General features: G+C 69.3%; 13 protein-coding genes. 1 reads left to right on the top strand and 12 read right to left on the bottom strand.

The genetic code is table 11. The annotated features are described in order from the left end of the window. The first annotated feature begins 74 nt into the window (after positions 1 to 74). On the top strand, positions 75 to 695 hold the full coding sequence (locus AC3WOB_RS16490) for a chorismate--pyruvate lyase family protein (RefSeq protein ID WP_013393338.1): 621 nt from the start codon (positions 75 to 77) through the stop codon (positions 693 to 695). A 10-nt stretch (positions 696 to 705) separates the two neighbouring features. Here AC3WOB_RS16490 and AC3WOB_RS16485 read toward each other — a convergent pair whose 3' ends face one another. The 12 genes from AC3WOB_RS16485 to AC3WOB_RS16430 are packed head-to-tail and all read right to left on the bottom strand — an operon-like array spanning position 706 to position 13,590. Beyond that, positions 706 to 1,566: an isocitrate lyase/PEP mutase family protein gene (locus tag AC3WOB_RS16485; protein ID WP_013393337.1), complete on the bottom strand. Its 861-nt coding sequence runs from the start codon at positions 1,564 to 1,566 to the stop codon at positions 706 to 708. An 8-nt stretch (positions 1,567 to 1,574) separates the two neighbouring features. Further along, positions 1,575 to 2,972, bottom strand: coding sequence for an FAD-dependent oxidoreductase (locus tag AC3WOB_RS16480; protein ID WP_013393336.1), 1,398 nt, complete (start codon positions 2,970 to 2,972; stop codon positions 1,575 to 1,577). Then, positions 2,969 to 3,577 (bottom strand): cysteine hydrolase family protein, encoded by a 609-nt coding sequence (locus AC3WOB_RS16475; RefSeq protein WP_492275630.1) that lies wholly within the window; start codon positions 3,575 to 3,577, stop codon positions 2,969 to 2,971. The genes AC3WOB_RS16480 and AC3WOB_RS16475 overlap by 4 nt, the downstream gene beginning before the upstream one ends. Before the next feature lie 9 nt (positions 3,578 to 3,586). Next, complete coding sequence (locus tag AC3WOB_RS16470; RefSeq protein ID WP_492275629.1) at positions 3,587 to 5,635, bottom strand: hydantoinase/oxoprolinase family protein; 2,049 nt, start codon at positions 5,633 to 5,635, stop codon at positions 3,587 to 3,589. Continuing rightward, positions 5,632 to 7,302, bottom strand: coding sequence for a hydantoinase B/oxoprolinase family protein (locus tag AC3WOB_RS16465; protein WP_492275628.1), 1,671 nt, complete (start codon positions 7,300 to 7,302; stop codon positions 5,632 to 5,634). The genes AC3WOB_RS16470 and AC3WOB_RS16465 overlap by 4 nt, the downstream gene beginning before the upstream one ends. Before the next feature lie 10 nt (positions 7,303 to 7,312). Further along, the gene (locus AC3WOB_RS16460) at positions 7,313 to 7,813 is read right to left on the bottom strand and encodes a LeuD/DmdB family oxidoreductase small subunit (RefSeq protein WP_013393332.1); all 501 of its coding nucleotides are present in this window, start codon (positions 7,811 to 7,813) and stop codon (positions 7,313 to 7,315) included. Continuing rightward, complete coding sequence (locus AC3WOB_RS16455; protein ID WP_492275627.1) at positions 7,810 to 9,078, bottom strand: 3-isopropylmalate dehydratase large subunit; 1,269 nt, start codon at positions 9,076 to 9,078, stop codon at positions 7,810 to 7,812. The genes AC3WOB_RS16460 and AC3WOB_RS16455 overlap by 4 nt, the downstream gene beginning before the upstream one ends. A gap of 2 nt (positions 9,079 to 9,080) precedes the next feature. After that, positions 9,081 to 9,791, bottom strand: coding sequence for an ABC transporter ATP-binding protein (locus tag AC3WOB_RS16450; RefSeq protein WP_492275626.1), 711 nt, complete (start codon positions 9,789 to 9,791; stop codon positions 9,081 to 9,083). Further along, positions 9,788 to 10,543: an ABC transporter ATP-binding protein gene (locus tag AC3WOB_RS16445; protein WP_492275625.1), complete on the bottom strand. Its 756-nt coding sequence runs from the start codon at positions 10,541 to 10,543 to the stop codon at positions 9,788 to 9,790. The genes AC3WOB_RS16450 and AC3WOB_RS16445 overlap by 4 nt, the downstream gene beginning before the upstream one ends. Further along, positions 10,536 to 11,507, bottom strand: a complete 972-nt coding sequence (locus AC3WOB_RS16440; protein WP_207466563.1) for a branched-chain amino acid ABC transporter permease — start codon at positions 11,505 to 11,507, stop codon at positions 10,536 to 10,538. The genes AC3WOB_RS16445 and AC3WOB_RS16440 overlap by 8 nt, the downstream gene beginning before the upstream one ends. Positions 11,508 to 11,509: 2 nt before the next feature. Beyond that, a complete protein-coding gene (locus AC3WOB_RS16435) occupies positions 11,510 to 12,382 on the bottom strand; it encodes a branched-chain amino acid ABC transporter permease (protein ID WP_013393327.1) in 873 nt (290 codons plus the stop codon). A gap of 2 nt (positions 12,383 to 12,384) precedes the next feature. Beyond that, a complete protein-coding gene (locus AC3WOB_RS16430; RefSeq protein ID WP_013393326.1) occupies positions 12,385 to 13,590 on the bottom strand; it encodes an ABC transporter substrate-binding protein in 1,206 nt (401 codons plus the stop codon). Positions 13,591 to 13,595 lie beyond the last annotated feature (5 nt).

Below are 13,595 nucleotides of genomic sequence, written 5' to 3'. Positions count from 1 at the left end.
CGGCCCGCGCCACTTGGCGCTGCGTCATTGCGACGCATTGGGCCGTTCCGCCCGGCTTGGCATAATACGCAGCCATGAGCAAACCCGCAGCACACCATCCCCCTCTTGCCGCAGGCTGGCTGGCCAGCGCGCCGCCCATCCTGCCCCCTGCCCCGCGCCATTGGCTGTTCCGCCCTGGCGCGCTGACCGCCGGTTTGCGCCAGGTCGGCCAGGTGCGCCTGCGCGTGCTGGCCGAGTACGCGGATGGCGCGCCGCCGGACGAAGCCCGGGCGATGGGCATCGCGCCCGGCACGCCAGTATGGATCCGCGAGGTGCTGATGTCGGTGAACGGCGTGGACAGCGTGCCCGCCCGCAGCCTGACGCCGCTGCGCGCGTCGCACGGCGCCTGGCAAGGCATGCGCCGCCTGCTGACCCGCCCGCTGGCGGACATGCTATACCACGACAGCACGGTGGTGCGCTCGCCGTTCGCCTGCCGCCGGCTGGCCGCGCCGGTGCCGTTCCATGCCACAGCGCTGGGCGTGTTGCCCGCCGGGCAGCGCGATCCGGACGCCGGCCGCATCTGGGCGCGCCGCTCGGTGTTCTGGCGCCAGGGCCAGCCGCTGCTGGTGGCCGAATGCTTCCTGCCGGCGTTCTGGCAACTGGTCGCCGACCAGCCGGTGCCACCGCTGGTGCCGCACCAGCGCACGCCGCGCTGAGGCGGCGGCCTCAGCCCTCGTAACGGCGCCCGCGCTCCAGCAGCTCGGGCGTGCCGATCACGGCGTTCAAGCCGTCGAAATCCAGCATGCCCTCGCGCCACGGCGCGGTGGTGCCGTGCGCGCGCAGGCTGGCGTAGTAGCCCTGCAAGGTGTGCGCCACAGCGCGCGCCGTGCCGCCCGGGAAGATGACGATGCGGAACCCCAACGCGGTCAGGGCATCGGCGCTTTGCACCGGGGTCTTGCCCCCCTCCACCATATTGGCCAGCAGCGGCACGCGCTGCGCAAAGCGGCTGCATGCCGCCTGCATCTGTTCGGGCGTGCGCAGCGCCTCGATGAAGAGCGCATCGGCGCCGGCTTCCAGATACGATTCCGCCCGGTCCAGCGCAGCCTCCAGCCCTTCCACCGCCAGCGCATCCGTGCGTGCCAAGATCAGTGTCGACGCATCGGTCCTTGCATCCACCGCGGCGCGCAGCTTGCCGCGCATCTCGGCGGCGGGAATCACTGTTTTGCCGTCCAGGTGGCCGCAGCGCTTGGGAAAGGTCTGGTCCTCCAGCTGGATCATGGCGGCGCCGGCGCGCTCCAGGCCGCGCACCGTGCGCTGCGTGTTCAAGGCGTTGCCGAAGCCCGTGTCAGCGTCCACGATGACGGGCGTGGCGACCCGTTCGGTAATGCGGGCCAGCGTGTCCTCGACTTCGCTGTACGTGGTCAGGCCGATGTCCGAGCGGCCCAGCCGCGTGTATGCGATCGACGCGCCGGACAGGTACAGGGCGCCAAAACCCGCCTGTTCGGCGATCAGGGCGGACAAGGCGTCGTAGACGCCGGGAGCCAGCACGGCGCCGCCGGCCAGCTGTGTCTTCAGGGTTTGCTTCATATCGATTCCTAAGCGAGTTCGCGCCCGAGCAGGCTGGCGGCGGTCGCCGCCGCGATATGGCCTCCGGCCACCGCGCTGAGCAGACCATTGCCGGACAGGTAGCCGGCTACGTCATTGCCCGAAACGCCGCGCGCCGCGCCGCCCGCGGCCAGCAAGTTCGGCAAGGCGTTGCCCGCCTGGTCCAGCACGCGGCAATGCGCATCGATATCCAGGCCGCCTTGCGTATGGAACAGCGCGCCCGTCACTTTGATGGCGTGGAAAGGTGCTTGCAGCGCGCGCTCGAAGCGCCGCCCGTATGCGTCGGCGACGCCCGCCGCCACACCATCCAGCGTCTGGCTCAACGTCGCTTCGTCGCAGCCGATCAGGGCCGCCAGCGCCGCCAGGTCGGCGCAGGTCTTGAGCGCCTGGCCCGCCTCGGCCTGCATGAAGTCCGGGAAGCTGCGCGCCAGTGCCAGCGTGCGATCGTCGAATACGTTCCAGGCCACCGCGCCAGGCTGCGCCAGCACATGGACCGCAGCCTCGGAGTAGCCATGCGTCTCGTCGTGGAACCGCTGCCCCGCGCCATTGATCTGCACGCCGCCATCCATCATCACGGCCCAGGAAATCAGCGCGCCCTGGGGCGTGGCCCAAGAGCCGTGGCCCTGATAGCCGCCCAGGTCCGCCAGCCGCGCGCCCAGCTGCGCGCCCCACTCGATGGCGCTGCCGTCGTTGCCGGCGTGGCCGCCGTAGACGGCCCCGCGCATGGCCGGCAGATGCTCGGCCACCATCGCCGCATTGCCGCCAAAACCGTTGCAGGCCAGGATCAGCACGTCGCAGCCGATCACGTCGATGGTTCCGTCCGGCCGTTCGCAGCCGACCGCCGTGATGCGGTCGTCATCGTCCGTCCAGATTTTCCGCGCCAGGGCGCGGGTCAGCAGATAGGCGCCGGCCCCGGTGGCAGCACGCTCCAGCGCGGCGACCAGGGCTGCGCCGGTGCGCTCGGGCAAGGTGTGCATGCGACGAGCGGTATGGCCCGGGTACAGGAAGCCATCCAGCACCTCAAACGCGAGACCGTGGCGCGCCAGGTTGTCGACGGCGGCCGCGGACGCGCCCGCGTAGGCGGCGACCAGATGCGGCGCGGCTGTGCCGCCGGTCTTGGCCTGGATGTCCGTGGCGTAGCGTTGCGCGTCGTCCTCGATGCCGGCGGCCCGCTGCGCGGCCGATCCGGCCGCCGGGATGAAGCCGGAAGACAAGGCGGTGGAACCGCTGGGCGCGGCGTCGCGCTCGATCAGCACGGTTTCGATGCCGGCTTCGGCCAGCCGCAAGGCGGCGGTCAGGCCGCAGGCGCCGGCGCCGATGATGGCCACGGGCACATGCATCGCATCCGCGCCAGGCGCGGCGCCCCGCAGGACTTGCGGCGCGCTCACGAGCCCAGCCTGTCCAGGAAGTCCTGGCAGGACAGCACGTCGGCCACCGTGCGCAGATCCGCCAGCGCGGCATCGTGCATGACCGGCGTGGGCGCGGCGCAACCGTCGGCCAGCACCGCCACGTGGTAGTCGCGCATGTGAGCGTCGCGCGCCGTGCTGGCCACGCCGCCGTTGGTGACGATGCCGGCGATCACCACGCTGGAGATGCCCGCGCGCCGCAGCACCCAGTCCAGCTGGGTGTTGAAGAAAGCGGAGTACGCCACCTTCCAGACCGACACATCGACCAGGCCGTCCAGCTCGGCCACGTTGGCCTGCCCTTTGGAGCCGGCCACGAAATCGCCCTTGCGCAGGAACGGACGCAACTGCCTCAGGTGGGGCGAAATCATGGGTTCGCCATGCGCGTCCGGCCACAGCGTGAATTGGCTGGCCGCCACGAACCCGCCGCGCGTCTTGAGTGCGCGGGCCACCGGCGCCACGCGGGCGGGCAAGGCGCGCGCTTGCGGGCTGACCGCCCCGCCGCGGTCGTAGGCGCCGCCTGGCGCGAGGAAATCGTTCTGCAGGTCGACGACGACCAGCGCGGTACTGCGGGGATCAAAAGCGGTCATCGTGCGCTCCTATGCGGCCTGGCGGGCGATCAGCAGATTGCCCAGGGAATCGACCTGGCCGGCAAAGCCGGGCTCGATCCAGATCGTGGTATCCGGCTGTTCCAGAATGGCGGGCCCCGCCACTTCGGCGCCCACCGGCAGGTCCAGCCGCGCGTAGCGCACGGCGTCATGCCATTGCCCGCCGTGGAAGACGGCCTGCGTGCCCAGCGCGGCCGGCATCACGGTGCTGGTGGGCGCCAGCAGCGCCAGATCGAACTTGGGCCGCTGGCCGATGCGCGCATAGCGCAGGTTCAGGATACGTACCGCAATGCCTTCCAGACTGCGGCCGAAGGCAGCGCGGTAGGCGCGTTCGAAGGCGGCGCCTATGCCCGGGCGGTTCAATTCGTCGCGGCCGATTTCCACCCGCACGGTATGGCTCTGACCGACGTACAGCATGTCCAGCTCGATGCTCTCGCGTATGCCCTCGAAACCCACGCCGGCGGAATCCAGCCTTTCCTGGCAGGCCAGCGCCAGGCTGTCGATGCGCGCCAGCAGGTCGTCCGCGTCCAGGGCGGCCAGCGCCACGTTCAGGGTCTGCACGCCATCGTGGCGCATGTCGGCCATGACGCAGCCCAGGGCCGAAGTGACGCCGGGATAGCGCGGCACGATGCCGCGGGCCGCGTCGACCTCGTTCATCATGGCGCAAACGTGCAGCGCGCCGCCGCCGCCAAACGGCATGTAGGCGAACTTGCGCGGATCGTGGCCGCGCTCGATCGACACGACGCGGATCGCGCCCGCCATCTTGGCATTGGCCACGGTCAGGATCGCCTCGGCCGCGGCATGCACGTCCAACCCCAGCGGCCTGGCCACATGCTCTTCGATGGCGGCCCGCGCCAGCGCCACGTCCATGGTGGCAAGCAGCCCGCCGCCCAGCGGCCGCTCGGCGGCGATGCGGCCCAGCAGCACATTGGCGTCGGTCACAGTGGGCCGGGTGTTGCCCCGGCCGTAGCAGGCTGGGCCCGGCACGCTGCCGGCAGACTCGGGGCCCACTTGCAGCAGACCGCCCGCGTCCACGCTGGCGATCGAACCGCCGCCTGCGCCTATGGTTTCGATCTGGATCATGGGCGCGCGCACCACCATGCCGAAGTCGATGGCGGTCTGCGCCGACAACGAAGCCTCGCCGGCCGCCACCAGCGACACGTCGAACGAGGTGCCGCCCATGTCGCCGCTGACCACGTTGGGAAAGCCCGCGGCGCGCGCGATGGCGGCGCAGGCAATGACGCCCGCGGCCGGGCCTGACAGCGCGGTGCGCACCGGCACGTCGCAGGCCGTCTGGCGCGACATCACGCCGCCGTTGCTCTGCACCACCAGCAGCTCGCCGCCAAAGCCGTTGTCCTTCAGGTCCGATTCCAGCCGCGTCAGGTAACCGCCGACCACCGGCTGCAACGACGCGTTGAGCACGGCCGTGGAGCAGCGCTCGAATTCGCGGATCTCCGGCAGCACCTCGGTAGCCGCGGTGACATTGCCGTTGGGCCAGAGCGCACGCACGCAGGCCGCGGCCTGCGCCTCGTTGACCGGGTTGGCATAGGCATTGACGAAGAACAGGCAGACGGCGTCGCAGCCCTGCTCCAGCAGTTGCCGGGCCGCGGCCTCGACCTGGGCCAGGTTCACCGGGGTATGCACGGTGCCATCCGCCAGCACCCGCTCCTCGACTTCCAGGCGCAGGTCGCGCGGCACGATCGGTTCGTAATTGCCGCGCAGGCCCCAGGTCTGGGGCCGGTCGCGTCGGCGCATTTCCAGCACGTCGCGGAAACCCGCCGTGGTGATGATGCCGGTGCGCGCCACCTTGCGCTCCAGCAGCGCGTTGGTGCCTACCGTGGTGCCATGCACGATGGTGGCGATGGCGTTGGCGCCATCCGCCACGCGGGCGATGCCGTTCATGAAGCCGCGCGCTTCCTCGCCGCGCGTGGACGGCACCTTGACCACGCGGGCGCTGCCGCCCGCCTCGTCCAGCACGAATATATCGGTGAACGTGCCGCCCACGTCCACGCCTACGACCAAACCTTGTGCCGCGCTCATGCCGACTGCTCCTTCAGATTTCCACTTACGTAACCCATCTTGCGGTCGTGCTCGCGCGCCGCTTCGGATCGCGCGGCAGGCTCGCCGTAGCCGCCGCCGCCGGGCGTTTCCAGGCGCACCCGGTCGCCGCGTTTGAGTTGTATGCCCAGCATCTTCGAACTCATGGGCGGGGTCTGCCAGCCGCCGTCCTGTTGGTAGCGGAAGACATTCAACGCCGCCTCCTTGCCGCCGGCGATGCCCTTGGGCGCGCTCCTGCCGCGTTCACCGAAGATGAAGGCCTCGGCGCTGTCTTCCAGCAACTCGATTTCATAGATGGCGCCCAGGCCGCCGCGATGCGCCCCGTCGCCCGCCGAATCGGGACGCAGCGCCCATTGCGTGAAGCGCACCGGATAGGCCGCTTCCAGGATTTCCAGCGGCGGGATCGTCGCGGTGGAGATCGGCGCGTTGCCGTGGCTAAGCCCGTCGCCGTCCGAATGGCCGCCGTGGCCGCCGCCGAAGAAGCTGAACATCACCCAGCGCTGGCCGCGCCGCGCTTCATCGCTGCGGTGGCCGGCGATCGACAAGGCGTTGATGGTGCCGTAGGCCTGCGCCAGCGCGCGCGCGGGCTCGGCCTGGGCCATGGCGCAGAAGATCACGTCGATCATGCGCAGGATGGTCTCGGTATAGCCGCCGACCGGGCGCGGCCGGTCCGCCGAGATCACCAGGCCGTCCGGCAGCACCACGTCCACTGCGTCCAGCACGCCGGCGTTGGCCGGCACGTCCGGGAACAGGTGCTTCAAGGCCACGTAGCAGGCCGCGATCGCGGTGGCGCGCGAGATGTTCACCGGGCCGGCGCAGGCCGGCGAGGTGCCGGTGAAATCCAGCGTCAGGCTATCGCCCTGGATCCTGAGATTGAGCGCGATGCGCAGCGGCTGGTCGCGCACGCCATCGTTGTCCAGCATGTCCTCGAAGGCATATTCGCCGTCGGGCAGGCGCGAGATATGGTCGCGCATCAGGCGGCGGGCGCGTTCGCGCAGGGTGCCCAGGGACTCCAGCACGGTGGCGTCGCCGTATTCGTCGAGCAGGCTGTCCAGTCGGCCCGCGCCCAGTTCCAGCGCCGCGAGTTGGCCGTTCAGGTCGCCCCACAGGCTGTCGGGCAAACGGGTATTCGCCTGCAGGATGGCCAGCACGTCCATGTCCAACACGCCCGCGCGCACGATGCGCACCGGCGGAATCTGCACCGCCTCCTGCCAGCACTCGGTGGCGGCCGGGTTGTAGTTGCCCGGCACCGCGCCGCCCACGTCGTGCCAATGGGCGGCCGACGCCAGGAAGCAGAACAGCTTGCCGCCGCGGAACACCGGCCGCACCAGCTTGAAGTCGTTGGCGTGGGTGCCGCCCTCGTAGGGGTCGTTGAACAGCCAGACGTCGCCGTCAACCATGCCGCCGCGCCCCGCCGCCGCCTTGGCCGCGGCCTTGACGGCGAAGGCCATCGCGCCGACGAATACCGGCAGGCCGGACTTGCCCTGCACCAGCGTGGCGCCGGTGGCTGCGTCGTACATGCCGTGGCAGGCATCGTGGGCCTCGGCGATGATGGGATTGAACGCGCTGCGGTAGAGCGTGGCGTCCATCTCGTCGGCAATCTGTTCCAGGCGGCCCTTCAGGACCGCGAGTGTGACGGGATCAAGCATGATGTGATTCCTAATGAGTCTTGCGCTGTTTCAGCAGATTCAGCAGTCCGCCCGCCTGCACCATTTCCAGCAGGAAGGCGGGCACGGTGTCGCAATGCAGTTCGGCAGGTTCGCCCGCGGCGCGACGGATGCGGCCAGCGGCGGGATCCAGGGCGATGCGCTCGCCTTCTTGCAGGGTTTCGGCCTGTGCGCAGGTCAGCAGCAGCAGGCCCACGTTGAACGCGTTGCGGAAGTACAGGCCGTTGAAGGACGGCGCGACCACCGCGGCGATGCCCAGGCGCACCAGCGCAGCCGCAGCCTGCTCGCGCGAGGAGCCGATGCCGAAGTTGGGACCGGCCACCAGCACATCGCCCGGCTGCGCGTTGCCGGCGAACTCGGGCCGCACCCGCTGCAGGCAATGGCGCGCGATCTCGTCTATGCCGAATTTCATATAGGCGCCCGGCGCCAGCGCGTCGGTATCGATATCCGCGCCCACGCGCCAGACGCGGTGCATCACGGGCTGCTTGGTCATGCCATGAACTCCCGGGGATCGGCGATGCGGCCGGCGACGGCCGAGGCCGCTACCGTGTAGGGCGAAGCCAGATAGACCTGGGCCGTCTCGGAACCCATGCGCCCCTTGAAATTGCGCGCCGTGGTGGCAATGACGCTGGCGCCGTCGGGTATCGACCCGCCGTAGCCCGCGCAAGCGCCGCAGGAGGTCGCCAGCACCTGCGCGCCAGCATCGCGCAGTACTTGCATCACCCCTTCCTGTTCGGCCTGGCGCTGGTCCTGCTGGCTGGCCGGCGCCACCATCAGGCTCATGCCGGCGGCCAGACTGCGGCCGCGCAACACGCTGGCCGCGGCGCGCAGATCCTCCAGCTTGGCGCCGGTGCAGGCGCCGATGTAGGCCACCTGCACCGGCACGTCGCCATACTGGCCTACGTCGCGCGCATTGGCCGGGCTGTGCGGCGCGGCGACCTGCGGCGCCAGCGCCGCGGCATCGAAGTCGTGCCACTCCGCCGGCGCCCCTTGGTCGCTGCGCCAGCGCGCCAGATCGATTTCATCCGTAACGCCCGCCTCGCGCAGATAGGCCACGGTGGTCTCGTCCGGCGCGATCAGGCCGACCTGCGAACCCAGCTCGGCGCTCATGTTGGATAGGGTCATGCGTTCCTGCATCGACAAGGCGCGCACCGCCTCGCCGCAGAATTCCACCGCCTGGTAGCGCCCGCCGTTCATGCCGTAGCGGCCTATCATGCGCAGCATCATGTCCTTGGCGGTCACGCCCTGGGACAGTTGGCCGTTCCAGCGCATCATCAGGGTCTGCGGCACCTTCACCCAGATCTGGCCGGTGACGGCCACGCCCAGCATCTCGGTGCTGCCGATGCCGAACATATAGGCGCCGAACGCGCCGCCCGTGGGCGAATGCGAGTCGCCGCCGACGCAGAACATGCCGGGCCGGATATGGCCATGCTGCGGCACCACCACGTGACAGATGCCGAGCGAGTCGTAGACATTGGGCAATCGCTGTTCCGCCGCCCAATCGCGCGCGATGCGCACAATGCGGCGCGACTCGTCGTCGGATTCAGGCACGTAGTGGTCGATGACCAGCACGATCCTCGACGGATCCCACAGCGTGGCGCCCAGCTCCTGCAGCATGGGCTGCAGGCGGCGCGGGCCGCTGGAATCGTGGAACATGGCCAGGTCAACCGCACAGGTGACGATTTCGCCTTCGGCGACGGAAGCACGGCCGCAGGCCGCCGCGATCAGCTTCTGGGCCAGCGTTTGAGGCTTGGCCATGGCTACATCCCGAGATAGGCCCGGCGCACGTCGTCGCTGGCCAGCAGTTCCGGGCAAGCGCCGCTATAGCGCACCGCCCCGTTTTCCAGCACGTAGGCGCGCTGCCCCATTTCCAGGGACTGGCCCACGTTCTGCTCCACCAGCAGGATCGCCAGCCCCTCGCCATGCAGACGTCCGATCAGGCCGAACAGCTCTTCGACCATCAACGGCGACAAGCCCAGCGAGGGCTCGTCCAGGATCAGGAGGCGCGGCTCGGCCATCAGGCCGCGGCCGATCGCCAGCATCTGCTGTTCGCCGCCCGACATGGTGCCGGCCAGCTGCGCCAGGCGTTCGCGCAAGCGCGGGAAGATGTGCAGCACCTTCTCCAGGTTGGCCGCGCGACGCTCGCGTGCCCGGGTGAAGGAGCCCAGCTCCAAGTTTTCGCGCACGCTCAGGTTGGGAAACACGCGCCGACCCTCGGGCACCTGGATCAGCCCGGCCTTGACCACTTCGCGGTAATGGCGGCCGGTCAGGTCCTGTCCTTCGAAGCGCACCGCGCCGCCCCAGGGCCGGCACAGGCCGCAGACCGTGTTGTTCAGCGTGGACTTGCCGGCGCCGTTGCTGCCTAGCAGCACCACGATCTCGCCCTGGTCCACCCGCAGGTCGACGCCGCGCAGCACTTCCATGCGGCCATAGCCCGCACGCAATCCCTGGACTTCCAGCAGCGCGCTCATGCCGGCGCTCCTTGCGCGGCCAGCCTGGCCGCCGCGCCCTGGCCCAGATAGGCCTCGACCACCGCCGCATCGCGCGTGACCTCGCCCGGGGTGCCCGAGGCGATCAGACGGCCTTGCGCCAGCACCCACACGTGTTCGGCCAGGCTCATCACCGCGCGCATCACGTGTTCGATCATCAGCACGGTCACGCCGTCGTCGGCCAGCTTTTTCACCACCGGTATCATCTCGTCGATCTCGCTGGGGTTGAGCCCCGCCAGTACTTCGTCCAGCAACAGCAGGCGCGGCCGCGTGGCCAGCGCGCGCGCCAGTTCCAGGCGCTTGCGCCCCGCCACCGTCAGGTCCGCCGCGGGCCGGTCCAGCAAGGCTTGCAGGTTGACCCGGGCAGCCACTTGCTCCGCGGCTTCCAGCGCCTCGCGACGGTTGCCCAGGCGCAGGTGCGCGCCCACGGCGATGTTCTGGCGCACCGTCTGCGCGCCGAAGGGCTGCACGATCTGGAAGGTGCGGGTCAGCCCCAGCCGCGCCGATTCGTGCGGCGGATGGCCGGTGATGTCCGTCCCGGCAAAATGCACCGAGCCGGAACCCGGCTTGAGAAAGCCGGACAGCAGGCCGAACAGCGTGGTCTTGCCTGCGCCGTTAGGGCCGACCAGCGCGGTCAGCGAGCCCTGGCGCACGTCCAGGCTGACGTCCTGGACCGCCTTCAGGCCGCCAAAGGTGATGGACAGATTACGCGCTTGCAGCAGGATCTCAGACACGGGCGCGCTCCTTGGCACTGAACAGACGGCCCAGCGCCTGACCGCTGCCGGTGATGCCGCGCGGCAGGAACATGACGATCACGATGAGCACCACGCCGTAGATGACCATGCTGATGCCCGGCAATTCGCCAAACAGGTTGCGCGTCAGGTCGCTCAGGGCATGCAGGGTCACCGCGCCCAGCACCGGCCCCCACAGGGTGCCCAGGCCGCCGACGATGGCGCCGACCAGCGCCTCCACCGACACGGCCGAGCCAAACGCAATGCCCGGGTCGATGTACTGGAACACCTGCACGTAGAAGGCGCCCGCCGCGCTCATGAAGGCCGCCGACAGCGCGATGCCGCCGAGCTTGACCCGCAGCGGATTCACGCCGATGGCGCGCGCCGCGTCCTCGTTGTCACGCACGGCTTGCAGATAGGCGCCGAAGCGCGAATGGCGCAGCCATGCCGTGACCACCAGCGCCAGCAGCACGAAGCCCAGCAGCAGATAGATGTAGCCGCGGCGCGAGCCGAACTGCATGTTGGCCACGCCTTCCTGCAGCGGCACCATCAGCCCCACCCCGCCCCCGGTGAAGGACACCGACAGCGCCAGGATGCGGAACACCTCGGCGAAGGCCAGCGTCACCAGCGCGAAGTAGGAACCCTTCAGTCCGTAGCGGAACGTCAGCCCGCCCACCGCCAGGCCGACCAGCGCGCCCAGCGCGATGGCCATGGGCAAGACCAGCCAGGGATTGATGCCCAGGTTCAGCTGGCCCAGCGCCTGGGCGTAGGCGCCCACGCCGAAGAACAGCGCGTGGCCGAACGATAGCTGGCCGCCGTAGCCGCCCAGGATGTTCCAGGCCTGCGACAGCAGGGCCGCATACAGCGACATCATCACGAAGGTCAGCGCCACGCCCGAGTTCATCAGTGCGGCGGCGGCGGCCAGCGCCGCGCCGAATAGCGCGATAGTCAAAAGATCCTTGCCCATGCTCAGCCCCTCGCCCCGAACAGCCCCTGCGGGCGAAACAGCAGCACCGCGATGAAGATCGCGAATATGCCCATCTGGCCCAGCGAGTCGCCCAGGAACAGGCCCCCGATGGACTCCACCACCCCGATCAACAGGCCGCCGACCAGCGCACCGACGAAACTGCCCATGCCGCCCAGCACCACGATGGTGAAGGCCACCAGCACGAAGCCGCCACCCACTTGCGGATTGACGTAGTAAGCCGGCAGCAGGAAGCAGGCCGCCGCGCCCAGGCAGGCCATGCCGATGCCGAACGACAGCGCGTAGACTTTCTCCACGTCTATGCCCATCAGCTTGGCGCCCTGCTTTTCCTTGGCCACCGCGCGGATCGCCCTGCCCAGGTCGGTGCTGCGGATGATCCAGAACAGCACCGCCGCCACCGCCAGCGCGCCGCAGAAGGCGATGACCTTGGGCAAGGCAATCATGGCCGGCCCGATCTCCACGGTGGACAGCGTGTAGGCGGTGTCGATGGTGCGCGTGTCCGACTTGAACCACACCAGCGCCAGGTTCTCCAGCACGATGGCCAGCCCCAGCGTCACCAGCAGGATGTTCTCGTCCTTGCCATGGCTGGCGCGGTTGATCACGTAGCGCTGCAAGGCATAGCCCAGCGCGAACATGCCGGCGACCACCAGCGGCAAGGCGGCGTAGGGATCGATGCCGAGGCGGTCCTTCAGCAGGTACACGGCGTACAGCGCCACCATCAGCGCCGCGCCGTGCGCGAAGTTGATGATGTGCAGCACACCGTAGATCAAGGTCAGGCCCAGGGCGATCAGCGCGTACACCGCGCCCGTGGTCAGACCGTTGAGCACCGAGGAAAAGAGGATGGCGGGATCGAGCACGCTCAGGCCTTCAGCGGGAAGATGGCGTCCGCCTGGCGGTAGTCGGCCGGGATGACGACCTTGATGTCGCCGCCGATCACCTGCGTCAGCAAGGGCTGCGCGCCGGTGTTCTGGCCGTTCACGAACTGGGTCGGGCCGTAAGGCATGATGTGGTTCGAGAAGGTGCTGGAGGCCAGCGCGTCGATGATGGCGGCGCGGTCGGCCGACTTGGCGCGTTCCAGCGCATCGGCCAGCAGCAGCACCGAGGTATAGGTCATGAAGACCTCGTAACTGAAGTAGGCGCCCTTCTCCTCGACACGCGCCTTCAGCGGAGCGACGCGCGCGTCCTTGGGGTTGAACCAATGGTTGCAATCGAGAATGCCATTGGCGATGTCCGGAAATTCCTTCAGGAACTTGTAGCTGGAGGCCGCGCCGCCCAGCACCGAGTAGATCGCCTTGGGCTGCACCTTCTGCTGCTTCATGGCGCGCAGCAGCAAGGCGTATTCGTTGTAGTAGTTGGCCGGGATCACGATGTCCGGATTGAGCGACTTCATGCGCAGCACGATGTTGTTGAAGTCGCGGGTCGGGTTCGGGTGCTTGACCACATCCTTGACCTCGAAGCCGTGCTGCGGCAGCGCCTTGGAGAGCAACGCCGCGGTGCCGGTGCCGAACAGCGAATCCTCGTGCACGATCATCACGGTCTTGGCCGGCTTGCCCGCCGCGTCGTTGAGCGCCGCCAGGTCGGTAATGGCGCGTTCGCTACAGGCGCGGTAGCCCGGACCGAAGCGGAAGGTGTTCTTCAGGCCGCGCTCGACGATCTGGTCGGCCACGCCCACGTCCACCACGTGCGGCAGGTTGTACTTGGCGGCGGTCTGGGTGGTGGCCAGGCAGATCGCCGAGGCGTAGGCGCCGACGATCGCGGACACGCCCGCTTCGTTCATCTTTTCGACTTCGGCCGACCCCGCCTCGGGCCGCGACTGCGCATCGCCCAGCATGGCTTCCAGCGGCGCACCGCCCAGCGACTTGATGCCGCCGGCCTTGTTGATGTCCTCGATCGCCAGCAAGGCGCCCAGGCGGCACTGCTGGCCCGAATAGGCCAGCGCGCCCGTCACCGGATGCAGGATCCCGACCTTCACCGGCTTGGCGCCCTGGGCGCGGACCACCCACGGGGCCGACACCATGGCGGCGGCAGCGGCGGATTGATAGAGGAAAGTGCGGCGCGAATTCATGGGCG

The sequence above is a fragment of the Achromobacter sp. FW305-C-30-7 genome, from assembly GCF_058783105.1.
This window is presented reverse-complemented; position numbering and strand designations above follow the sequence as displayed.

What these genes read in the sequence shown, in the direction of transcription:
- AC3WOB_RS16455 (WP_492275627.1), bottom strand. Translation starts at nt 9,078, where the DNA reads ATGGCCAAGCCTCAAACGCTGGCCCAGAAGCTGATCGCGGCGGCCTGC.
- AC3WOB_RS16485 (WP_013393337.1), bottom strand. Translation starts at nt 1,566, where the DNA reads ATGAAGCAAACCCTGAAGACACAGCTGGCCGGCGGCGCCGTGCTGGCT.
- AC3WOB_RS16440 (WP_207466563.1), bottom strand. Translation starts at nt 11,507, where the DNA reads ATGGGCAAGGATCTTTTGACTATCGCGCTATTCGGCGCGGCGCTGGCC.
- AC3WOB_RS16465 (WP_492275628.1), bottom strand. Translation starts at nt 7,302, where the DNA reads ATGCTTGATCCCGTCACACTCGCGGTCCTGAAGGGCCGCCTGGAACAG.
- AC3WOB_RS16430 (WP_013393326.1), bottom strand. Translation starts at nt 13,590, where the DNA reads ATGAATTCGCGCCGCACTTTCCTCTATCAATCCGCCGCTGCCGCCGCC.
- AC3WOB_RS16470 (WP_492275629.1), bottom strand. Translation starts at nt 5,635, where the DNA reads ATGAGCGCGGCACAAGGTTTGGTCGTAGGCGTGGACGTGGGCGGCACG.
- AC3WOB_RS16490 (WP_013393338.1), top strand. Translation starts at nt 75, where the DNA reads ATGAGCAAACCCGCAGCACACCATCCCCCTCTTGCCGCAGGCTGGCTG.
- AC3WOB_RS16450 (WP_492275626.1), bottom strand. Translation starts at nt 9,791, where the DNA reads ATGAGCGCGCTGCTGGAAGTCCAGGGATTGCGTGCGGGCTATGGCCGC.
- AC3WOB_RS16475 (WP_492275630.1), bottom strand. Translation starts at nt 3,577, where the DNA reads ATGACCGCTTTTGATCCCCGCAGTACCGCGCTGGTCGTCGTCGACCTG.
- AC3WOB_RS16460 (WP_013393332.1), bottom strand. Translation starts at nt 7,813, where the DNA reads ATGACCAAGCAGCCCGTGATGCACCGCGTCTGGCGCGTGGGCGCGGAT.